Source organism: Alistipes onderdonkii (assembly GCF_025145285.1).
GTDB classification, from domain to species: domain Bacteria; phylum Bacteroidota; class Bacteroidia; order Bacteroidales; family Rikenellaceae; genus Alistipes; species Alistipes onderdonkii.
In genome coordinates, this window is sequence record NZ_CP102251.1 from 1,026,843 (window position 1) to 1,050,011 (window position 23,169).

Consider the following 23,169-nt stretch of genomic DNA (forward strand, 5'->3'; position numbering starts at 1 on the left):
CCTCTCAATTTTTATCCTGCGGAGTAATTTTCACCCGTTCGAAGAATTTGACCCGTACCGGCCCCAGCAGGCCGGAAACCCGCATGTACTTCTCCGCATCCGGGGCGTCGTATTTGCTGATGTTGCTTCGGGTCATCCGTTCCCCCGGGGGCAGCTTGCCGTCTCCGATGAGCCGGTTAGGCCAAAGGTTGACGACGTCGACCGACAGGCGGTTGCGCCCGGCACGGACATACGGAGTGATGTCGACCTCATAGGGCGAGCACCACGAAACGGGGAATTCATGTCCGTTCACCCGGATCACGGCCACATCCTGCACATTTCCCAGGTCGAGCAGCACCTTCCGCCCTCGGATCTGATCTTTATCCAGATCGAAAGCGTTTTCATAGACCGCCTTTCCGGAATAATAGCGGATCAGGGGCTCCGGGGATTCCGTCCACGAGATCAGTTCCGGGAAGACAACGGCCTCTTTCGGGCCCCAGTCGGGGTCGAAGCGCACGCTCCAGTCGCCGCCGACGGTGATTTCCGACGGCAGGCGTTTCGCCTCCACGACCGAGGTGCTTCCGTTCGACCAGTACACCGTGTAGTGTCCCGGGTCGTAAACGGCGGCATAGACATCCGTCCCCGCATATTCGAACCCGACCTGCGGATAACGGGGCGAGGAGGACTGCGCCGCGGAAAGCGGAAAACCGCTGCGGTCGACCCGCACGATGTGCTCCGCCTGCCCGCCGCCTTCGGTGAACACTACGAACACGGCTCCTTCGGGGGCAAAGTGCATCGGGATATGCGTGTATCCGTCCTTCTCGTAATAATAGGCCACCGGGCTGATCCTGCCCGTGAGCGGATCCCAGAACTCGGGAGTCCGCCCCGTAACCCTGAAGCGGCATTCGACATCCTCGAAGCGGTCGTAAGCGACGGGCGTGTAACGGTAGTAATAGTCGTCTATGCCGTTCAGGGCGAAACGATTTGCCACGAAATAGATATCCTGCCGATCCGTGGCGCGGTGGATATAGTCGAGCTTCGTCGCCGAGTTATCGGAGACATACGAGAAATCGGGTGGTGCCGAAAGCGACCTGAGCACATGGCTCAACTTCTGCCCGCGGATGACGCGCCCTTTGCCGTAGAGGTTCTCGGTGCGGTTGACGCCGTCCAGCCAGCTGCCCGCATTGCACCGCCACATACGGTTCACAATGTCGTTCAGTTCCCTGTCCCCATCCGGATAGCGGGACAAGCCCGTCGTCCGCCGGGGCGGCTCGCCGACGAGCACCATGCCGTCCAGCACCAGGCGCTCGATCCTGCGCATCACGTCGAGGTCGATCTGTTCGAGGCGGGGCAGCACCAGCACCCGGTACGACATGCCGTCGGGCAGCACGAGGCGCCCGTCCTCGACCGAAAGGCGGTTCAGGATCACGTCCTTCGAACATTTGTCCCAGTCGTAACCGGGGCCCAGGTCGGTCACCTCCTCTTTCAGGAAGACCATGTTGGGGACGTCATCGCCGTTGTAATAGAGCGCATCGGCGACGAACAACCCTTGTTGGAGCAAGTACGAACAGCGGCCGATATACCCCACGAAATCCCCGGCCTGCTCCCACCACGTCACGTTGGGGTTGAGATGCGTACCGGCGAAATACTCGATGCCGGGCTTGCCGTACTCCCCGGGCGAAGTAGTGAAGGTGTGCCATACCAGGCGGTTGACGCCCGAACAGAATATCCGGTCGATCAGTCCTTTCAGGTCACGGGGCGACCGTTCCCAGTGCGGGCCGATGCTGGTCGGGCCTTCGGCTTCGACGAACCGCTTGCCGTTGGTATGCGCCGCACAGGCGCTTTGCCGCACCGACAGGCGCGCCTGCTCGGAGGCGACGTGCGAAGTGGAGCGCGCCCAGTATTCACCGTGGGGAATATCGCATGCGCCCATGACCTCCAGAGCATCGACCGGTGTGTAACAGGGCCCCCCGGCCTCGGGGTCTATCAGCATGCCGTTCGCGTTGGCGAACTCCCGGAAAGGCTTATAGTGGTAGTTGAGGATGCAGTCGCTGACCGTCCGGCGGATGTCCTGCAGAAAACGGTTCGACACCTCGGGGCTGTCGACGACACGGCCGGTCATCACCGGCAGGTAGGCCCAGAGATCGTAGCCCCGGAATTTCCGGAACTCTTCGGGAAAACGGTTCGTCCAGTTGACGAGCCCCATTTCCCAGCTGTCGGTCAGCAGGAACTTAACGCTGTTCCCCTCTTCCCGCGCAGTCCCGACCAGCGGTTGCAGCACATGCTCGCGGAACGCATCGAAGGCGTCGGGATTCAGGTGGTCGAGCGACAAGCCCGCCCATCCGTCGCTCGAAGTCGAGGTATGGGCTCCGGTGCATGTCCAGCCGTAGCGGATCACCGTCCACTCCCCTGCCGGGGCGTCCCATTCGAGCGTCTTGCCGTCGTAAAGCGCCGTCAGGTCGAGTATCTCCTCCCGGGGGAGGGGCTCGGCACCGGAATCGTAATAAAAGTCGGCGCTCAATCTTTCGAGCGGAAACATCTCCTGGAAACCCAGTCCGCTGAAAAACGCCTTGGCCGACCAGTTCGGGATGGCCTCATCGCGCATCGGAGTGCCCTCCGGAGCCTTTTTCACGGCCTGCACACGGACATCCTCATACATATACCATGTCGGCGGCTGCGGCAGTTCCAATTCGACCCGGCGTCCTCCGGCGACGTCGGTTTCCGACCAGGTCAGTTTTTTCAAGGCCAGTTCGGGCGTGATATACGGCCCGCCGGGATTCCAGCCGCTGGTCACGTTGACGGCGAGGGCGATCCCCAGCCGGTCGGCCTCGCGCACCGCATGGCGGTAAAGCGCCATCCAGCCGGGCGAGAGGAACACGTTGCCCGGCCCGGGCTTTCCGGTCACCTGGTTGAATCCCCCGGCGTCGATCAGCGAGGCCGACCCGTAGCCTTTGGCCTTCATCTCTTCGAGGTCGCGGGTGATCGACGCCTCGGTGGCGACCCCGTTGAGCCACCACCAGTAACACGACATCCCGGCCTCGCCGGGAGGCGAAGCGAATTTTTCGGCCAGTTCCCCGGGCGAAACCTTCGTTACGGGCGCCAGGCTGAAATCGGCCTGCGCCGCGGCACGCTGCCCGGCAATCAGGGAGAGGAAAAAAACAATCGGTAAAAAACGCATATCATCGGTAATTTCAGGTTATGGCTCATCCGTCTGTCAGAGGGCCTTGTGCAACCCCTCGTGTTTGACCACCCATCCTTTCGAGGGAAATCCGGGGGCATTGCCCGACGGCGCACCGTCCCAGCCGGCAGCCATCATCGCCACGGCATAGAGCAGCCCGCCGTTGCCCGGAAAATAGGGGAACGGCGCACGTCCGCCGCCGACCAGCCCGCAGGCATCGAAGTCGAAGGCCGGGTAATCCAACAGGTAATCGACCGCCATTTCGGGTTTCCCGAGCCGGGCGGCGCACATGGCGAGCATGGGGAAATCCCAGCCCCAGGTCTCGTGCAGCTTCCATTCGCGGTGCACCTTCATCAGCGTCCGCTCCATCGTGGGGATATCCACCCCGTCACCGGGCAGCATACCGTAGGCGCCGATAAGCGCCGGGTGCTCCCAGTTGTAGCGCGTCCACATCCCGTCGATATTCTCCCACGAAACGTATACGCCCTGCTGCACGGGAAGCGGCGACAATTTATCGCAGACCCGTCCGTACTCCGCCTTTGCCGGCAGGCCCAGCCGCTCGCGCCACAGGCCGGCGATCCGCAGCCCGGTGAGCCAATAGCTCAGTTCGAATGTCGGGTTGACGGTCGTCCGCGGGTCGGCATTCTCGCCTACGACCTGCAACGGGTACCCCAGGACATAGCGATCCGCCGCCGCATCGTAATGCGCATAGGAAGCCATGAAATCAGCGGTTTCGAAGACCACGTCACGCCATTTTTCCAGCGTTTCGCGCGTGGGATGCTGCCGATATTCGAGTTCGGCGTAGAAAATCGGGTGCGGCTGTTGCCAGATGAGCAGCGCCGTGGTTTCCAGCGGCCACTCCCACCACGCATGGTCGCCGATAGTCTTGGGCCAGCGAGCGCCATCGTATCCCTGCATGGCGGCTTTGCGCCTGTACGTGGCAAGATTGTCCGCAAAGACCTCCATCATCCCGGAAGCCATCTTCCAACGGCCCCACAGGGCATAGTGGGTGCAGTGCCACCAGATCATCTCGTGGTGGTACTTGCCGTACCAGCCGTTATTGACAAGGCCGCTCTCCTGCGGCGGGAGGGATCCGGCCTCGTTGACGGCCATCACGTATTGGGAGAGCACGACCCGCCGTTCCAGCTCGTGCCAGCGGGGATCGGAACTCCCCGAGAGGTCGATGGCACCGCCGCCCTCCCAGAACTCGCGCCAGTGCCGGGCGCTGGCGCTTCGGGTCTGGGCGAAGGTCGGCACGGCGGCATTGCCCACGATCTTGTCGAAGCAAACCACAAAACTGATCTCCCGCGCATCGGTGGCGGGAATCAGTTCGTAACAGTGCTCCTGCGTCCGGCGGAGCACTGCCCCGGCGTCCCACTGCACGTGGACATCGTAATTCGTATCGTCGAGCTGCCTGTGGAAGCTGGCCATATGTGTCCCGGGCGAAAGCTCCGTAAGGTGCCTTCCGGGGCTGTCCCAGTCGGCGGCACTGCCGAATTCCGTGTTCGACGGGAAAGGAAACCGCAACGAGATGCCGACCGTTCCGTCGGCCACTTTTTCCGACTCGATCCTCACGGCCACGGCGTCCTTCTCCGGATGCCCGACAGTCGTTACGACCACCTCCCGGCCGTCGATGCTATAACGGCTCGTCGCCGTCCCCGTCCACAGGTCGAGCCGCTGCACGGGATCGGTCAAATCCCCGATCCCGGCCCGCGAGCCGTCGTCCTTTATCAACACCAGCCCGATGCGCCCCAGGTTGATCCGCTGCGGGTTGCGCACCATCCAGTCGCGCAACGCCCCCTGCTCGGGATTGGGAATGTCATAGCGCACCATACGGCCCTGCGCCTCCCATTCCGCGCCCCTAAAATCTTCGGGGCGCTGCCCCTGCGGCAGCGGGAAACGGTACCAGCCCCAGTTCGACATCGTATTGGCATTGTCCGAAAAGGTCTGCATACCGCTGATATCGAACCCGAAGGCGAACTCCCCGTTGCCGACCTGCATCGGCCCGCGCAGATTGCCCTCCCGGATTTCGGGGTTATGGCGCGTTACGACCGCTTTGCGGTCTATTTTCCTGGCCGCATACGCAGGATGCGAAAGCGGCAACAGGGCTGCACACAAAACGAGGGCGGCAGCCCTGGCGGGCCGGGACAGATATCCGGCCGGAATTTCAGCATTCATATCGGTTCGGGTTTGGGATTCGTATTCCATCTAAAAAGTTTGCGGTTCCGGCCGAGCGGCAGGCAACCGCAGGCCGTGCATCGGGAACCGTTTTTTCCGTATTACAAAATTGCCCCTTATTTTCAAAACGGCAGGCGGATAAATTGATTTTTAGCCTGTGTATTTTGACCGAACGGGATTCGGCCATCTGACGAAAGCGGTTTCGGCACAGGAGTCTTCGGGAAAGGAATTGCCAGAAGGGAAAGGGCCGGAATTCCGCTTCCGCCCGGAAAAGGCAGGGGCGGAGCCGTTACAGCCTCCGCCCCGCCCAATCTTACCGTCATCCGTCAATACACCTCGAATTCATAGATTCTGGCGGTATTTCCTTCGCTTTGGTCAGGTTTTGAGACCACGAGCCTCACGTATCGGGCGGTTACGGGCTGCGGAAGAACCCTGTCGGTTTCGAGGGCCGTGTTGTCGTAAACCGTGTCCACCGTTTTCCACTCTTCGCCGGGGCTCCGGCGCACCTGCAGGGAGTACTCCTTTGTGATGTAGTCCAGGGCTTCGAGCGCAGCGTGCATGACATACCAACCCCGGATCGTGGTCTCCCGTCCGAGATCCACCCCCAGCAGCTTGGGTTTAGCATCGCTGTAATCGCACCACTTGGTGGATACGTCCTCGTCGGTGGCGCACTCGGCCCTCTCGGAGGCGTTGACCTCCCCCGACCTTTCCACGACGGGTTTGCCGTAGAGCAGGTTTCGCCGCCCGGCCTGCGAGGCGTCGGCGCCTTTCACGGGCAGCTGCACGCGCAGCAGGTCGCAGGCCGCACCGATACCTCCGGCGGGGTCTTCGGCCACCGTCGCCGCGAACACCACGATGCGCGGGTCGTCGGGCAGTACCAGCTGCCGTGCCCCCTCGGGGATGTCGAGGCCGATGCGGAACATGTAGGTGAATTCGTAGGGCCTGTCCTCGTTGCGGATCATATCATGCTTGTGCGTGCCCACGAAGGCCACCTGCGCATCCTTGAGGTAGGGCTCGGTATGCCCCGTATGGCCCCACTGTCCGATGAAGCCGCCATAATAGGGTACCAGTGCCGTGTGCTCCTTTCCGTCGACGGTGAATACGGCCTGCGTGTCGTTCATGGTCGAGGCGGCCAGCAGGTAGAGCTTGCCATAGCGCCCGCGGGGCAGGTCGATGGTGTCGCGGCGGCATTTGACGCCGTTCTCCGCGGCGGGATCCCCCATCTCGAAGCCGACACCCCCGTACACGATGCGGGACGGCAGCAGCTCGGCGGCGTAGGAGCAGCCCTTGCCGTCGAAGTTGGCGTCCGAGCGGAACGGGTTGTAAGAGGCCGTTTTGACGTTGTAAGGCAGCTCCACCGCCGCCTCCGCGGCGGGCGTGAGCGCCCGGACGGGCTTGGCGAGTTTCACGCGGAAAGTCTTCATGCCGAAGGGCCCGACCTCGAAGCGCAGCTCGCGGCCGCAGAACTCCGCGTCGCCCACGACATCCTCCACGCCGTTGAGCTCCCGGGCGTCGACGATCTGCGCCGCGAAGCCCACCACGGCCTGCTGCGACCCGAGACCCGAGGTCTCGTAGAAACGAACCACATATTCGTCCGAATCCTCGGCCTGTTTGAGCGCCCGCAGCGCCACATTGGGGTTCTGCGAGGAGGCCAGCGAGAAGCTGCGGCCCAGCACCCCGCCATGGCGAGGCGCGACGAATGCCCGAAGCGGCTGGTTGAGCACCTCGGCCTTGCGCACGGCACCTCCCGCGCGGTAATCGCCCGCGTGCCCTACGATCGAGTAGGTGAACGTATGGTGTCCGAAGTCCTGCTTGTTCTGGTAGGCGTAGCCGCCCTTGGTCGCAGGCGTATGCAGCAGCGTAAGGCGCAGCGTGTTGTCCGCGGGTTTGTCCCAGCCGTACTTGCTGTCGTTGAGCACCGAGACCCCGTAGCTGCCGTCCGCGTCGGTGAGGTCGGCCCACTGCTGCGCATAGACCTCGTAGGCGGTCGCGGTGTTGTTGCCCCGCGCCACGGAGCCCACGCCAAGGTCATAGACCGCCTCGGGGTTCGAGACCGAAAGCGGGAACTCGGCCTTCAGCAGCGCATTGGACGACTGCCAGTCGATGTCGTTCACAAGGTCGATCCTGTCGGCCTGGGCGCCTTCGCGCAGCGTGATCCACTGCCGGAAGCGGGAATCCCCCAGCGTGCGTTCCACGCATACCGAGGCGCGCAGGGGCCCCTCTTCGGCCACGGTGACCTTCACCTCGCCCGTGATGGCCTGCGGCGATGCGTCCACGGTCTTCTTGAGGATCTCCCAGGCCGGCCAGCTGTAAGACTCGTTCTGCGGGAAGAACGCAAGGCGGATGGACTTGCCGGCGGCCACCAGTTCGCGGCCATGACGCTTGTCGACGATCGACGAGATGTCGCCGTTGGCGTCCAGCGTAAGTTTATAGACGCTGTTCTCCAGCCCCCATGCGCCGGCCTTTATCGCCGGGGCCTTCGGCTGCCCGCCCTTGCGGATGTCGTAGACGGCATACCCCGCAGCCGGGACGGTGGCCTCGACCAGCAGCCGCGTCTGCCCCTGCTGCGTGCCCAGCACCTGCGAGGGAACCCGGACGCCCTTGTCGTCGTAGACCGTGAACTTGCTGCCTTCGAGCGGAAGCGTAACCTCCACCACGTCCGAGACCTCGAACCCCGCAGCGTTGTAGAGCACCACGGGGAGCCCTTTGACATCGGTATCCAGACCCCGCGAAACCGCGCCAACCGAGGTCGTGAGTACGTCCCCGAACTGTTTGAGCGAGATCAGCTCGTCGTTCCACGAGAACTCGTAGGCACGGGGGAGGCTCGTACCCGTAAGGTCGTCGTGAAACTGGTGCCAGATAAAGCGTTTCCAGGCCTCGGTGAGAACCTCGCGCGGGTAGGGCACGGCCCCGAGCCAGTCGGCGGCAACGGCGCTGCGCTCGGCAGCGTCCGCAAGCTGCTCGTTACGGCGGTTGTAGAGCTTCATCGCGGCCTGCGAGGTATAGCAACCCGTGGCATGCACGTCCATCAGCAACTCCCCGTTCCACACCGGAAGCTCCGGGTGGGAGGAATAGGGAAGATAGTCCTTGTAAAGGCGGTCGCTCGTGGCGCTGATGATCTCCACCGGCCCGTCGCCCTGCAGTCCCAGTTCCAAAGCCCGAACCGACTCGATGGTCGGGGCGCCGCCCGTGTCCCCCGTACCATAGTAATGGTAAACGGCATTCAGAGGGTTGCTCTGGGCGATGTCCTGCAGGTACTTGCTGTGGCTGAGGTCTTCGTAACGCCACTTGGTCGTATAGTTGTGCGCGTCCATCACGGCCATGATACGGGAGCCGTCGACGCCCTGCCACAAGCCGATCTCGAACGGAATCTTGCTCGTACCGTGGAACGGGCGGTGCCGCCACATGAGTTTCTGAGTCGAGAAACCGATAAGACCGCTGTGGGCCGCGATCGTCGGAAGCGTCCACCCGAAACCGAAGCAGTCCGGAAGGAAGATGTCCGTGCCTTCGACCCCGAATTCCCGGCGGTAGAAGTGCTGCCCGTACAGGATATTGCGCGTGAAGGACTCCGCAGAAGGGATGTTCGGATCCGTCGCGTCCCACGTGCTGCCCGTGACATGCCAGCGCCCCTCGCGGATGTAACGCTTGATCAACTCGTACTGGTGGGGGTAGTACTCCTTCATCCACTGGTACTTGATGCCCCCTTCGAAATTGAATACATAATCCGGGTAGGTGCCCAAGAGGAACAGGTTCTGATCCAGCGTCTTTGGAATGTACTCACGGATCGAACGCTGCACATCCCAGTTCCACTGGGAATCAAAATGGGCGTTCGAGACTAAATAGGCCCGAACTCTATCCTGTGAAAAAACCGCTGCGGCGATAAACACCGACATTAACAATAATAAAATGCGTTTCATGGGCTGGTTGGATTAAACTATTTCTGGGTTAAGGAATTTTATATCCGTATCGGGTTCCAAAATTAGCCGGAAACGCCCCGCAAAAAATATTTTTAAATGACATATTAGTATGACCTTTTGACATAATTCGTAAAAAAGCACAAACGACGCGGATATTTCGCACTCCCGGCACAAAAACAGGAATGCGGAAAGCGCCCCTTGGCCTTCCGCATTCCAGCTCCCGAATCCGGGGGCGAGGGCACCCCCGGATGTTCAATCGAAACACTCCGGACAGGGGCGCGGCACAAGTTCGAATTCGAGCACACCGCCCTGCACGATCTGTTCGTGCGTGATGAAAGGACGGGTGAGCCGCTCGCCGTTGAGCCGTGCCGCACGGATATACTTGTTCACTTTCGACGCCCCCGGGGATTTGATGACAAAACTGCGGCCTCCGGGCAGGGCGATTTCCACCCGTTCGAAGATCGGAGAACCCAGGGCATATTCCCCCGAGGCCGGATTGACCGGATAAAAACCCATCGCCGCAAAGACATACCACGCCGTGAGCGCACCGCCGTCCTCGTCGCCGCTCAGCCCGGTCGGGCGGTCGTCGAACCAGATGTCGGCAATCTGCCGGACACGATGCTGGGTTTTCCACGCAGCCCCGGCGTAATTGTAGAGCCACGGGACATGGAACGCCGGCTCGTTGCCCGCCGGCATGAGCCCCTGCAACCCAGTAGCGTCGGGCATCCGCCCCATGAATTTCCACTTGTCGATCTCCGGCCCCCGGTTATAAGCCTCGTCGAGACGGCGGACGAAAGCCTCCTCTCCACCCATCAGGGCGATCAGTTGCGGAATATCGTGCTGCACATGGAAGACATGGACGCAGGCATTGACCTCGGCGAAGTAACTCCGGGCTCCGAAGCCATCGCACAACTGCGGGTCGAACGGCTCGACCCATTCACCCCGCTCGTTTCTGGGGGCGAAATAACCGATCGCCGGATTCCAGAGATTCAGATAGTTGCGCGAACGCCGCAGCAACAGTTCATAATCGTCCATGCGCCCCAAGTAACGCGCGACCTGCGCCAGGCACCAGTCGTCGTAGCTGTGTTCGAGCGTCACGGAAACCGCCTGCCTCTTTTCCCAGCCGTCGTCGACATACGGATATTTCTCCGGCTCTCCGGGAGCCAATGCCGGGAAATAACCGTGTTCGGAATAAAACCTGTCGGGCTCGCGCGCCGCCCCCGCACGCCAGGGGATCATCGTACCTTCCAGCGCATTCTTGCGGAGCCCCTCGTAAAGTTTTTCCACATCGAACCCCGTGATTCCCTTGCGGATGGCCTCGGCTGCGAACGAGGCCACATGGTTGCCGATCATCGGATCCCCGTGCCAGTCGGGGCCGCCGCCTTCGAACCAGTCGCCGCCCCACTCCGTCAGTTCGGGAAAAGAGGGCACCCACCCCCACTGCTCGTAGATGCGGGCATACGACTGCAGCTCGTCGGCCTTGCGCGCAGGATCAAGCAGGATACCCAGCGCATGGAGGTTCCGGTAGGTATCCCACATCCAGTCATCGTTGTAAAACGGCCGCGCATCTTCGTGGACACAGCGGTCGAAGCCGCTGTAATACCGCCCGTATTCCGACTGGTCGACCATCCGTTCATACGTACGGTAAAGCGAGGTATAGAATATCCGGCGTTCCCGGTCGGTTCCGCCCTCCACGCGTATGCGCCCGAGCGCCTTTTCCCAAATGTCCCGGCTCCGCTTCTTAACCGCACCGAAAGCAAGTCCCCCGGTTTCGGCTTCGAGGTTGGCACGCGCCTGTTCCACGCTGATATAGGAGATACCTACCCGGAAGCACACCTTGCCGAACCCTGCCGGGGCAGAGAACCAGGCGCCGACATCGCGGCCCGACGCCGATCCCTCCGCGGAAAGCCGCTCCCCGCAACGCGTGCCGGAGCTATCGAAAGGCCGGTCGGCGACGGCATAGAAATATTGGCGGGCATAATCGACCGCTTCCCAGCCCGAAACGACCCGGTCACCGCAGACATCGACCTCGCCTTCGGAAGTGAGCCGGAAAAGCACGTTCGCCTGCCGCCCTGCATCCGTGAAGTCGAATTCGTAAAGGGCCGTCCGCTCGGCGGTCGTCCACTCGGCCCATATCCCGAAATCCTCCAGCCACACCCGGTGCGACCAGGGATGCAGTTCCTCCAGGTCATGGTCGTACCACGAAGAGGAGCGCGCCGGGTCGAACGAGATGTCGCCCGCCGTGGGCATGACCGAACCGGCGATCCCGCTCCGGTAGCGGGGCATATTGAGGGCGATGCCGTATATCCGGTCGGAAAAATAGCGGTCATTGAGCCCGGGCTCGGTTACGGGGTAGATCCGCACCATGGAATGGGGCCGGTGCACCTGCGGGGTGACGGTCGTCAGCAAAGGGGCCACGCCGCCGATATTGGGATCGACCCAACGGCCCACGCCCTCGTCGCGGCAGGCGGCCAGGGCGGCAGCGAGGCCCGCGGAAAAGGCCAGGAGTAAAATTCGCGGTTTCAGCATTATTCTATGTTTTTATCAGATAAGAAAATTCGTAAAAAATCGGTTCCGGGAGCGGGAATTACGGGCAAAAATCCCTATATTTGTTAAGTAAGCCATAAGCCATGAAGTACATTCTGAAGGAGATCACCCCGCTGGGAAAAAACGACCTGTTCATCGCAAACTACTGGCCCGACAACCAGATGGATTTTCCCCTCCATTTCCACGAGGACTACGAATTGTGCCTGACGCTCAACGTGCGCGGGAAACGCATCCTGGGTAACCTGGTCGAGGATTTCACCGAAAAAGACCTGGTCATCACCACTCCCAACGTACTCCACTGCTACAAACGCGACGACGCCTTTCTCAACGTCCGCTGTGAGGTCGTCGTGATCCAGTTTCCCAAAGAGCTTCCCTCGTGGGGCATTTTCGACACCGACCAACTGCGGAACATCCGCAACCTGCTCTGCCAGCCTGCCCCGGGGCTCAAGTTCTCGGAAGAGACGGCCGAAGCCGTCCGGGAGCGATTGCTGCGCCTGCCCCGAACCGAGGGGTTCGAGGCCGTTCAGCTGTTTTTCGGGATACTCCACGAACTGGCCTGCGCCGACCGCACACAGGTTGAGCTGATCGGAGTCCAGAGCAGCGACAGTACCCTTCCGCACAGCCGCCGCATCAACAAGATCGTACAGTTCGTCGAGAAGAACTACCACCACAAAATCTCGCTGGAAGACGTCGGCGAACTGGTCGGCATGTCCGCCTCATCGGTGAGCCGCTTTTTCAAACAACGCACCCGCCACAATTTCTGGGACTATCTCAACGGGTTCCGCATCGACCGCGCCGCACAAATGATGATCGAAACCGAGCACACCATCTCGGAAATCAGCTATGCCTGCGGGTTCAACAATATCTCCAACTTCAACCGCGTATTCCGGGAGCGGATCGGCACGACGCCGAGCGACTACCGCAACAAATTCAAGGAGTCGATCATCCCCGACCGCTGACCTCCGGCACCGCGCTCACCCGGCAATTACACCGGAACCGCCGTACGCCACAGGCACCGCCCGGGCGTACGGTCTCTATTCCGGGTCAAGGGAAATCCGGGCTATTCGCCGTTCCACAACTCTTTGATGGTCTGTTCGATGTCCATGCCGTAGGGGATCTTGTCGCTTTTGGCGACGGCTCGGCTCAGGAATACCGATCCGCCGGCCGTGAGCGATACGACGCGCGCACCGGGCATCTCGAGATGGCCGTGCGGATCGTTTTCGCGCAGCCAGTCATAGGCATAGCGCAGCCATGCCCGGCGCGCGGGGACATCCTGCATATAGAACCAGGTGATCTCGTCATATCCCCACACGTAATGGTCGTTGAGATCAGCCACCCCGGGGTGGTCGCTGACCCCGAAATTATCGAACTCGACCAGATAGGGCAAGGCATCGCACCGCCAGCCGCTCGGGGTGACACAGGCAGGGCTCTTGCCGAAAATGGCATTGAGATGCCCCTTTTCCAGCACGCACCGCATCGGCTCTTCGGGAACTTCCTTGATGCGCAGCGGGTATGAGTTGAAATCGAGAAGACTCCGCTCGCCGACCATCATGCCCTGGCTGCCCGCATGGGCGTCGAAAAGCACGAAGTGGCGGCGGGCACGCGGATAAACCCATGCGCGGACTTTCTTCAGGAAACTGTCCCACGACTGCCACTCGTGGTCGTTCATGCCCATCAGGTAGACCTGCCCCAGGTGTACGGCCTCAACACCGATATCCACATAGGAGCCGATCAGGTACATCAGCCACAGCTGCGTCTCGACGCGCGTGATATCGGGCACGCTGCCGCCCGGCCCCCACAGGTCGACATACTTGCCGTCGGGCGAGAGCATCTGCGAATAGTCGAAATTCCGCTCCTCGACGGGCAACCCCAGCGCCTCGAACGCCCAGGCCGGCACGGGGACTTCGTTCACGTCGCGGTAAACGGCCTCGAAGGCCGCAGCCTGGAAGATCACGTCGGGGTCGAAGGCATGTACCTCCCCGACCAATGCTTCGGCACCGGCCCAGAATCCCGGCTCCGTGAGCACTTTCTCATCGCCCCAGCGATAAATAGCCCGCCCGATGAACTTTGCACCCGTATTCCGGATAAACGCCACGTCGGCCGCCTTGTCCGGATAAGTCCCGTCGTTGCAATAGGGATCCACCGTAAGGAACTCCGACATGGTGACGGCACGGGCCAGATAGCGTTCCAGCACGGCCTGCGAAACCGAACCGTCGAAATAATAAGGGGTTTCGGTGCGGCTGCACGAACCGGCCACGCACAAAAGGGCCAAAGCCAGCGATAAAATCAGTTTTTTCATAATCGGAATCATTGGTTGCTCCATATTTTTTTGATGGTCTCTTCGGTCGAACGCCCCGTCGGGGTGGCTTCACTCTGCGTATTGCACCGGTAAAAGCGCGTGGCTGCGGAAACCGATACGCGGCAACCCGGCATCTGGATATATCCGACGGGATCGACGCGGTTCATGTAGTCCACGGCATATTCGAGCCAGTAACGGGCATATTCGTCGTCGCACAGGCTGAACCACGAAATCTCGTCGTAGCCCCAGACGAAATTGTCTCCCCAGTTGTACGACCCCGGATGGCTGCTCTCCCCGAAGTTATCGAATTCGAGGATATACGGGATACGGTCGGCTGTCCAGCCGCTCGGCGTCTCCCCACCCTGCGTATATCCGATCACGGAATCGAGGTAGCCCTTTTCGAGCTTCGCCTTGATAGGCTCGCCGACAATCTCCTTCGGACGCAAGGGGAACGACACGAAATCGAACAGGTGCCGGCCGTCGACCACGATACCGCCGTTGGCCAGGTGGGCGTCCATGATAACCGTCCCGCGCGCCGCCTTGGTCTTGGCTGCCTCCCGGATCTTGGACAACAGGTTCCGGTAGCCCGCATAACCGTTGTCCGAATCGCCCATCGAAGCCATCAACCGCACCTGCCCGCAGTGGAACGCCTCGATTCCGGCTTCCATGTATTTCACGGCCATGAAGTAGAACCACATCTGCGCCTCCTCGCGCGACATGTCGGGCACACAGGTATTCTCACCCCACTGTCCCAGATAAAGGCCGCCCTCGTCACGGATGTCGTCGAAACGGAAATTCCGCTCCTCGGGTTCCTTGCCGAATGCCCGGAACACCCACTCGGGGACGGGAATGTCGTTGACCCGGGTAGAAACCGTCTCGAACATAGCCCCCTGGAAAATCAGGTCGGGATCCTGCTGGTGCATCCGGGCGATCCTGGCTTTGGCATCCGCAAACCAGGCATCGTTCATGAAATAGCCCTCCTTATTCCACTGGTACATCGCACGCCCGATGAATTTGGCACCGACGTTGAGCAACATCCGTTCATCGTCCTCCGTCCCGTAGACGCCGTCGGTCGAGGTCTCGGGGCCGGACAGGAACTCGGTCTGGGTAATGGCCCGCGAAAGGTAGTTATGCAACACTTCTTCGGACATCACACCGTCCGAAAACTGGTAGTTGCCCGTGTTGGGTACGGCATCTGGCCGCCGGGGGATCTCGGGCCACTGGCTTTTATCCCACTCTTTTTCGCACCCTGCAGCCGTGAGCACAACGGCTGCGGCGCAAAGTATCATTTTAAAGGTTTTCATCGTATTTCAAGTTTAAAACCCCGGCCGGCCCGCAACCGGCCGGAGCTCCGTTCACATTCCGTTACAATTCGTCGATCTTATAGGTAATCCCTCCGGATTCGATCGTAAAGACCGCACCGTCCGCGAATACGCCGTCCCGGTAAAGTTTTCCGAGCAGATCCAATCCGACTTTATTGGATGTCGAAACCACCGGGATACCTCCCTCCGAGGTGCCGTTCCCCGTAACCGTCAGGTCGCCGCCCACGCTTTTAAGCGCCTCGAAGCCGCCCAGGCCGTTGAACCGTGCATTATCGGAGAGCACAAGACTACCGCCGATAGTCTCGAGCTTCATCACGTCGAAATTCCAGAAGTTGCCGTTGCAGCCCGTAACGATGAAATCGCCGCCCACACTCTTCAGCGAATTGAACGTCACACCGCGCATCGGCGTCGTCACGCCCGTCAGCCTTACGCTGCCCGCCACGCTCACGATCTGCGAAAGACAGTTCCCTGCGCCCCAGTCTGTGGCGATCTTCGGACAGTTCTCGAAGACAAGGTCGCCACCGATCTCAGTCATATCCTTCATCCCGTTTAGGTTAAACAGCTCGGCACAGTTGCGGAAGACGATGCCGCCTTCGACCGTAAAGCCGCCGTTCAGGAAAAACAGCTCCGTCGAGGTGAGGCTGCTCCCTTCGAGCGTCAACGTGCCCATGACCTTTTCCACGCGGGTCTTGACGAAGGACAGGTCGTTGTCCGACATCGTATTGCCTGTGTCCACGATCGTCAGATCCTGCACCGTCTCCTTCACTGCGGAACCGTCCTGCGGGGCAAAGGCCAGCAATTCGTCCCAGCCCGTGATCGTATAGCTCTTATAGGGACTCGGCACCGGGAATTCGACCGCCGAACCGTCGGCGTATTTACAGGTCACAGTCGCAGCCGGAGCCACCACCCCCGACCCGAGCCAACCAGCTACGAGGTCGAAGCCAACCTGATCCGATGTACTGTCGTAGGGAATTCCACCGTTCGCAGTACCGTTACCCGTAATGGTGACATCACCGCCGACGGAAGTTACGAATGCAAAGCCGCCCAGACCGTTGAGCTTCGCGTTATCGGTTATGACCAGGTTACCGCCGATGGTTTCGAGCTTCATCACGTCGAAATTCCAGAAGTTGCCGTTGCAGCCCGTAACGATGAAATCGCCGCCCACACTCTTCAGCGAATTGAACGTCACACCGCGCATCGGCGTCGTCACGCCCGTCAGCCTTACGCTGCCCGCCACGCTCACGATCTGCGAAAGACAGTTCCCTGCGCCCCAGTCCGTGGCGATCTTCGGGCAGTTCTCGAAGACAAGGTCGCCGCCGATGGCAGTCATATCCTTCATCCCGTTCAGGTTGAACAGCTCGGCACAGTTGCGGAAGACGATGCCGCCTTCGACCGTAAAGCCGCCGTTCAGGAAAAACAGCTCCGTCGAGGTGAGGCTGCTCCCTTCGAGCGTCAATGTACCCACTACCTTTTCCACGCGGGTCTTGACGAAGGACAGGTCGTTGTCCGACATCGTATTGCCTGTGTCCACGATCGTCAGATCCTGCACCGTCTCCTTCACCGCGGAACCGTCCTGCGGGGCAAAGGCCAGCAATTCGTCCCTGTCCGTGATCGTATAGCTCTTATATTCGCCGGGTTGGGGTATCTCCGAGAATTCGACGGGCGTCCCGTCCGCATAGCGGCAGTCGATCGTAGCGCCGGGCTGTACGATACCGCCCGTAATCCAGCTTTCCACCAGGTCGAAGCCCACCTGTCCGGCTTTCGAGGCATACGGGATGCCGCCCGATGCGCCCGGCGCCGTGCCGTTGCCGGTAATGGTAATGTCACCGCCGATATACTCGACCTTTTCGAAGCCGCCCAGGCCGTTCTGGTGGTCATTGTCCGTGAGCGTAAGGCTGCCGCCCACATGACGGAGGTCGGTGGCCAGGTTCCAGAAGAATCCCGTATAGAGCTCGATGCAGTTGTCGGCAAGGGTCAGGTCGCCCCCGACTTTGTTCAGCGAAGCGAAAGCCATCTGCTGCATACCGCAGCTGCGCACCGTCAAATCGCCGTCGATCTCGGTGATCTGGGCGAACCCGCTGCCGCGGCCCCAGTGGATCAGATAAGGTATATTTTCGAGGACAAGATCGCCGTAAATACGGGTGATATTCTTGAAGCCGTTGGTATTGAAGAATTTATTACTGCCGCTCTCATCGTACGTGGTGATATTGCGCAGGATGATGCTACCCTGGCAGTCGACCTTGCCGAAGAATGTTTCGGTCGTTTTGAGCGATGCGCCGTCGACAGTCAGCGTACCCTGCACGACGGAGATCTTCGAAGCCAGCAACGCCATACCGTCGTCCGAGACATTCGGCCCGGTGACCGTCAGGTTCTTGACCTCCTTCCCGCCGGGGCTGAAGGCAGCGGCCTCGGCATCGGACTTGATCGTATAGCTGTAAACGCCGCCCGATTCGCCGCCCTGGCCGATGAGCGACGGATCGGTCACGGCCAGCGGATGGTTGTTCGACAGGGTCACGCTCTCCGCATCGAGCACCGAATTGGAGATCAGGTATTTGATGACATTGAAGCCATAGCTGTCCGGTTCGTCGGGTTTGTCTTCGCCCAGCGAGGAGTTGCCCGTAACATAAAGTTTACCGGTCATCTTCTTGATCCCCAGCATGCCGCTGATGTCGGTCAGCTGCGGGTTATCCTCGATATGGATATCGCCGATGACGAACTTCACGCCGAGGTCGGCGACATCCGTAAGGGATTCGTTGCCCGAAATCTCGAGCATGGTCGCAACCGACGTCGTATGGGGCAGTGCGAGCGAGACGATCCCCGTATTGCGGATGACGAGCGTACCGACGGCTGCGACGTCGAGCGACGAAATGTCCGTAATACCGGCCCCAGTGACGGTGATGCTGTTGGCAGTCCGGCGTGCGGGGAAGGCATCGACTTCGGCCTGTGTGGACAGCGTGTAATTCCCGCTGTACGGGTTCGCGGGATCGGTCGTATCTTCGCTGCACGCGGCCAGCCCCGCGCAGCAGAACAGTGCGGCGGCCGAAAGCAGGTATCTGTGAAATAGTTTCATGGTCTGCGGATTTTAAGTCGGTTATTTCTGCGGGTTGAGATCCAGCTCGCGCTGGGGCGCAGGATAGAAATAGGCATAGGTAGGCTTGAAGGCCTTGTTGGTGATATGCTGCTCGTCGACGCGGTTCAGGCGGCGCAGGTCATAGATGCCGTGCCCCTCGAAAGCCAGCTCCTTCGTCCGCTCCTCGATCACCGCCTCACGGAAATCTTCGATCGGGAGCCCTTCGGGCAGTGCTTCCAGCCCGGCACGTTTGCGAACCTCGTTCACCCATTTATACCCCTCGTCGGTCGGGCCCACCGCCTCGGCATAGGTAAGCGCCACCTCCGCGAAACGGATCAGGTAAAGGTTGGCCGACGTCCGGTTGGCCTTCGACTTGGGGTCGGTATACTTGCGGCAGAAAGGATAGAAGAACTTGTTCCTGATATTGTCGCTGCTGGTGAGGTTGGAGGGATCGTAGGTAGCCAGCACGCTGCCGTCCTCGTTGTAGATGGTCGTAACCATCAACTGCTTGCGCAGGTCGTCATCGTCATAGGTGTTGCGGAAATCGTTGTCCACGCGCATCACCTGATAGCCCGACTCGTAATCCAGGAATTTCATCACCTCGCGGCTGTTCTTACCCAGCGACGAGGAGATATAGACGATGCTCCCGGTCTGGATGCTGAACATCTGGGGCAATTGCGAATAAGTACCCTCCATGCCGCTGGCCTCGCGGTTCATCGAGGTCATGAAGATGTGCTCCACGCCGTCGGCCTGGTGCTCGACGTCATAGACATTGCCCAGGTCGGGATCGAGCCGGTAGACCGTCTGGTTATTGAGCACGTCGCCGGCATACCGGGCCGCCAGGGAGTACATTTCATCGGCGTCCGACACCCAGTCGTAGCCCGGCGCCCCCGAAGCCTTTGCCGACGCGAGGTACAGGTAAACACGCGCGAGCAGCGCCTGTGCGGCGACCTTGTCGGCACGCCCCTGCACCTTGTTCACCGGCAGCAGGCCGATGGCATCCTCTAACTCCCCGATGATGAAGGCGTAAACATCCGAGATCGGGGAAAAATCCTTATAGGAGTCCGACGTCGAGGAGACGGTCTTCGAACGGATGGGCACGCTGCCGTAATTGATGACCAGCATGAAGTGGTTGAAAGCGCGCAGGAAATGGGCTTCGCCAAGGATCTTGTTCCGTGCCGCAGCCGAAATATCGGACATCCGGGCGACATTGTCCAGCACCGAATTGGTACGGGCAAGGCTTACATAGGCCGACTTGAAGAAATAGATGGCCTCGTCGCTGGTCGGGGTGATATCCCACTGGAAAAGCGGACTTTCGTCAGCCTTGCCGTAGGATTTGTACTGGTTAGTCGGCACATCGCCCAGGTAGAAGAGGAAACGGCCGCAGTAATCAATATAGTTGAGGGGTACATAGGCATACATCAACGCGGATTCGGCATCAGCCTCCGTATTGTAGAAGGTCTGGTTCGAATAGGTGCCGTACGGTACCTCGTCGAGACACGAACTCAACCCGGCGAGCGTCCCCAGCATTGCAAAATAGAGGAATATCTGTTTCATATTCAGGTTTACTATTGGTTAGAATTTGAACTCCGCGCCCGCGGTGATGACGCATACCTTGGGATAGGCCACATTGCCGATACCGTTCTCCCCGACTTCGGGGTCGTATTCGCTGACCTTCGAGAAGGTAAAGGGGTTGCTGGCGCTCACATAAACACGCAGGTTCCTGATCCAATTCAACTTTCCGGCAGGCAGCGTATAGCCGAGCGTGATGTTGGAGATACGCAGGAACGACCCGTCCTCGACCGACCACGACGAAGCGTGGTACTGCCGGTTGTAACGCAGGCTGGGCCGTTCGTTGTTGGGATTCTCGGCCGTCCACCGCCCCGCCTTCAGCGCCGGGGACTCGAGTTTGCGGTAGGAGAAGATGTCGTTGCCGTAGACGGCGTACATCATCACCGACAGGTCGAGGCCGCAACGGTGCGAAAGCGAGAGCGAAAGGCTCGAGGTAAACTTGGGATTCGGATTGCCGATAATCACGCGTTCATTGGGGTCGAGCGTGCCGTCGGCATTCAGCCCGACGTAATTCAGTTCGCCCGGGCGGGTATTGGGACTCGACCCGTCCCCCTGCGGAGTCTGGATAATGCCGTTGACCATATAGCCGTAGAACGAATTGACAGGATAGCCGATAGCCAACACGTTGAGGAAAGCATCGTTATAGACGCTGCCGCCGTACTGCGTATAGCAAATGCCGTTGGCATCGACCGTAGCCCCCGAATTCTCGGCCGTGCCGATCGAAACCACCTTGTTGCGGTTGAGGCTGAAGATTCCCGTCGCCGAGAAATTCCAGTCCTTGGTCGAGACGATGCGCCCCGTGACGGCGACCTCGAAACCCTTGTTCCGGATCTCCCCGTCATTGACCCATACCGTATCGAAACCGGTGCTGGGAGGCAGGTACTGTTTGCGCAGCAGGTCGGTCGTTTTCTTAATGTAATAGTCGAGCGTGACATTCAGGCGTCCCCTGAAGATCGAGAGGTCGAGGCCGATATCCATCTGCGCGGTCTTCTCCCACGTCAGTTCGTGGTTGGCCATGCCCGCATAGGTCACGAAGCGGTTGCCCAACCCTTCGCGGCCATCCTGGTAACCGATGCCGTAAACGGTGTACTCCTTGCCTCCCGACCAGTAGTAATCGAACCCGAAGCGCTCGAAGGTCTGGTACGGGGAGATCCCCTGGTTACCCGAGACCCCGTAACTGGCGCGCAGCTTGAGCTGGTCGAAGAATCCGAGCGACTTGATCCAGGGCTCCTCCTCCAGCTTCCAGCTTACCGCACCCGACGGGAAAAAGCCCCAGCGGTGTCCCTTGGCGAATTTCGAAGCGCCGTCGGCTCGTGCCGTGAAAGTCACCAGATAACGGTTCTTGAACGTATAGTTCAGGCGGGTGAACCCCGAAGCGAGGATCTCCTGGCTGCGCGACGTCGAAGTTATGACCTTATCCGCGCCGGAAACGACCTCGTCCTTGAGCGCCGCGTTGGAGAACCCGCGACCGGTAATGCTCGAACCGCGGCTTACGCTGTTCTCGTAGCTTCCGCCCAGCATGGCGGAAAAGGTATGGTCGCCGATAGTTTTGTTGTAGGTGAGGTAGGCATCCCCCGTCAGGTTGACATAGGTCGATTCGCTGTTCCCCCCTTCGCCATTGTAGTTATCCCCGGCAAGGGTATAGAGCGGGGGATTGAAATAGGCCGACCGGCGCTGCTCGGCGCGGGCGTTGCCCGACACCGACATGATCAGTCCCGGGATGATCGTCCAGTCGGCTTTGACGAGTGCATAACCCGACATGTTGTCCGACTCGTTCTTGATCTCGTTGTTTACCATCACGGGGTTCCCGTAATCCTTGGGCTGGCTTTTGAAATAGGAGCCGTCCCCGTTATAAACCGGCCAGAGGGGATTGCGCCCGTAGCTCGTTCCGTTGTTATAGGTGCGGAAGCCGCGCACGAAGCCCGCTTTGGTCTTCAGGTTGATATTGCGGGCGACCTGGTGGTCATAGGACATGTCGACCGTATATTTTTCGAAGTCGTCCTTGTACTGCATGCCTTCGCCGTCGTAATAACCCAGGCTCACGTAGTAGCGGTTCTTTTCGCCGCTGCCCTCGATCCCGACGCTGTAATCCTGCGTGACGGAGGTGCGGAACACATGGTCTGCCCATTTGGTGCGGAAAGGCCACGCCCCGCTTTCGATCTCGGCGATAGAAGGATAATAGGTTCCGTCCGACCAGATCTTCCCGGTATACGGCCCTTCGGCGCCCCCGTTCTCATAGGCCTCGTTTTCCAGCCGCGCCATCTGCACGGGATCGCGCCAGTAGTCGAGCCTGTCGCTGAAAACGCCGACCCCGACCTTCCCCGAGAACCAGACGTTCCGGTGGTCTTTCTGTCCGTTCTTGGTCGTAATCATGATGACGCCGTTGGCGCCGCGCGAACCGTAAATAGCGGTCGCCGAAGCATCCTTGAGCACCTCGACGGATTCGATGATATTGGGGTTCACACTCGTCAGATTACCGGCATCGCCCATCGGCACGCCGTCTACCACCACCAACGGCGAATTGGAACCGTTGATGGAGCTGATTCCGCGCACGCGCATCGTCACGCTCCCCTCGGGGCTGTCGTTCGAATTGTCGATTACCGTCAGGCCCGCCACACGGCCCTGCAAGAGTTTGTCGATCGACCCCGCCGAGACTTGTGTCACGTCCGAAGCCTTCACGGAAGCCACGCTGCCCGTCAGGTCGCTCTTCTTCATCGTACCGTAACCGATCACGATCACTTCCTCGACCAGTTCGGCATCTTCCTGGAGTTCCACATCGACCGCCGTGCGGCCGGCAACGGGCACCTCCTGCGGTTTGTAGCCGAGGAACGATATGACAAGCACGTCCCCCGTACCCGCAGCGACCGTATAGGCCCCCGAAGCATCCGTCGTCGTGCCCCTCACGGAGCCTTTGACCACTACCGATGCTCCCGCAATAGGTTTCCCGTCGGGGCTTCCCGTCACGATCCCCCGTACGGCCGCGTTCTGGGCAAACAGGCCGGTGCCGCACAGCAGCAAGGGAATCAATAGCATGAATAGTTTGTTTTTAATCATTTTGCGAACAGGTTAGTTGTTTAGGTTTTGGTTTCTCGAATCCGGCTATAATA

Annotated in this window: 10 protein-coding genes; 1 reads left to right on the forward strand and 9 read right to left on the reverse strand. The window is 60.2% G+C overall.

From position 1 onward, the window contains the following. Nucleotides 1-4: 4 nt before the first annotated feature. The 4 genes from NQ559_RS04395 to NQ559_RS04410 all read right to left on the reverse strand — a co-directional run bounded on the left by NQ559_RS04395 (nt 5) and on the right by NQ559_RS04410 (nt 11,781). The gene (locus tag NQ559_RS04395; RefSeq protein ID WP_018697470.1) at nt 5-3,157 is read right to left on the reverse strand and encodes a glycosyl hydrolase; all 3,153 of its coding nucleotides are present in this window, start codon (nt 3,155-3,157) and stop codon (nt 5-7) included. A 36-nt stretch (nt 3,158-3,193) separates the two neighbouring features. Next, nucleotides 3,194-5,335: a glycoside hydrolase family 95 protein gene (locus NQ559_RS04400; RefSeq protein ID WP_244061970.1), complete on the reverse strand. Its 2,142-nt coding sequence runs from the start codon at nt 5,333-5,335 to the stop codon at nt 3,194-3,196. Nucleotides 5,336-5,661: 326 nt separating this feature from the next. After that, nucleotides 5,662-9,252, reverse strand: a complete 3,591-nt coding sequence (locus tag NQ559_RS04405; protein WP_026318449.1) for a beta-sandwich domain-containing protein — start codon at nt 9,250-9,252, stop codon at nt 5,662-5,664. Nucleotides 9,253-9,504: 252 nt separating this feature from the next. Continuing rightward, on the reverse strand, nt 9,505-11,781 hold the full coding sequence (locus tag NQ559_RS04410; RefSeq protein WP_018696313.1) for a GH92 family glycosyl hydrolase: 2,277 nt from the start codon (nt 11,779-11,781) through the stop codon (nt 9,505-9,507). Between the two features lie 101 nt (nt 11,782-11,882). Here NQ559_RS04410 and NQ559_RS04415 point away from each other — a divergent pair, with 101 nt between their 5' ends. Then, nucleotides 11,883-12,758: a helix-turn-helix domain-containing protein gene (locus tag NQ559_RS04415; RefSeq protein WP_018696314.1), complete on the forward strand. Its 876-nt coding sequence runs from the start codon at nt 11,883-11,885 to the stop codon at nt 12,756-12,758. A 101-nt stretch (nt 12,759-12,859) separates the two neighbouring features. On the opposite strand, the gene NQ559_RS04420 is transcribed toward NQ559_RS04415, so the two are convergent. From NQ559_RS04420 to NQ559_RS04440, 5 genes are all read right to left on the reverse strand, one after another. After that, the gene (locus NQ559_RS04420) at nt 12,860-14,098 is read right to left on the reverse strand and encodes a hypothetical protein (RefSeq protein ID WP_154654042.1); all 1,239 of its coding nucleotides are present in this window, start codon (nt 14,096-14,098) and stop codon (nt 12,860-12,862) included. Nucleotides 14,099-14,106: 8 nt separating this feature from the next. Beyond that, nucleotides 14,107-15,402, reverse strand: coding sequence for a hypothetical protein (locus NQ559_RS04425; protein WP_026318450.1), 1,296 nt, complete (start codon nt 15,400-15,402; stop codon nt 14,107-14,109). A gap of 61 nt (nt 15,403-15,463) precedes the next feature. After that, complete coding sequence (locus tag NQ559_RS04430; RefSeq protein ID WP_259805242.1) at nt 15,464-18,490, reverse strand: hypothetical protein; 3,027 nt, start codon at nt 18,488-18,490, stop codon at nt 15,464-15,466. 21 nt (nt 18,491-18,511) lie between these two features. Next, on the reverse strand, nt 18,512-20,047 hold the full coding sequence (locus tag NQ559_RS04435; RefSeq protein ID WP_018696317.1) for a RagB/SusD family nutrient uptake outer membrane protein: 1,536 nt from the start codon (nt 20,045-20,047) through the stop codon (nt 18,512-18,514). Between the two features lie 18 nt (nt 20,048-20,065). Continuing rightward, on the reverse strand, nt 20,066-23,116 hold the full coding sequence (locus NQ559_RS04440; protein ID WP_083923865.1) for a SusC/RagA family TonB-linked outer membrane protein: 3,051 nt from the start codon (nt 23,114-23,116) through the stop codon (nt 20,066-20,068). Between the last annotated feature and the right edge of the window lie 53 nt (nt 23,117-23,169).

Coding starts and splice junctions, on each gene's coding strand:
- NQ559_RS04395 (WP_018697470.1), bottom strand. CDS start 3,157: ATGCGTTTTTTACCGATTGTTTTTTTCCTCTCCCTGATTGCCGGGCAG.
- NQ559_RS04400 (WP_244061970.1), bottom strand. CDS start 5,335: ATGAATGCTGAAATTCCGGCCGGATATCTGTCCCGGCCCGCCAGGGCT.
- NQ559_RS04405 (WP_026318449.1), bottom strand. CDS start 9,252: ATGAAACGCATTTTATTATTGTTAATGTCGGTGTTTATCGCCGCAGCG.
- NQ559_RS04410 (WP_018696313.1), bottom strand. CDS start 11,781: ATGCTGAAACCGCGAATTTTACTCCTGGCCTTTTCCGCGGGCCTCGCT.
- NQ559_RS04415 (WP_018696314.1), top strand. CDS start 11,883: ATGAAGTACATTCTGAAGGAGATCACCCCGCTGGGAAAAAACGACCTG.
- NQ559_RS04420 (WP_154654042.1), bottom strand. CDS start 14,098: ATGAAAAAACTGATTTTATCGCTGGCTTTGGCCCTTTTGTGCGTGGCC.
- NQ559_RS04425 (WP_026318450.1), bottom strand. CDS start 15,402: ATGAAAACCTTTAAAATGATACTTTGCGCCGCAGCCGTTGTGCTCACG.
- NQ559_RS04430 (WP_259805242.1), bottom strand. CDS start 18,490: ATGAAACTATTTCACAGATACCTGCTTTCGGCCGCCGCACTGTTCTGC.
- NQ559_RS04435 (WP_018696317.1), bottom strand. CDS start 20,047: ATGAAACAGATATTCCTCTATTTTGCAATGCTGGGGACGCTCGCCGGG.
- NQ559_RS04440 (WP_083923865.1), bottom strand. CDS start 23,116: ATGATTAAAAACAAACTATTCATGCTATTGATTCCCTTGCTGCTGTGC.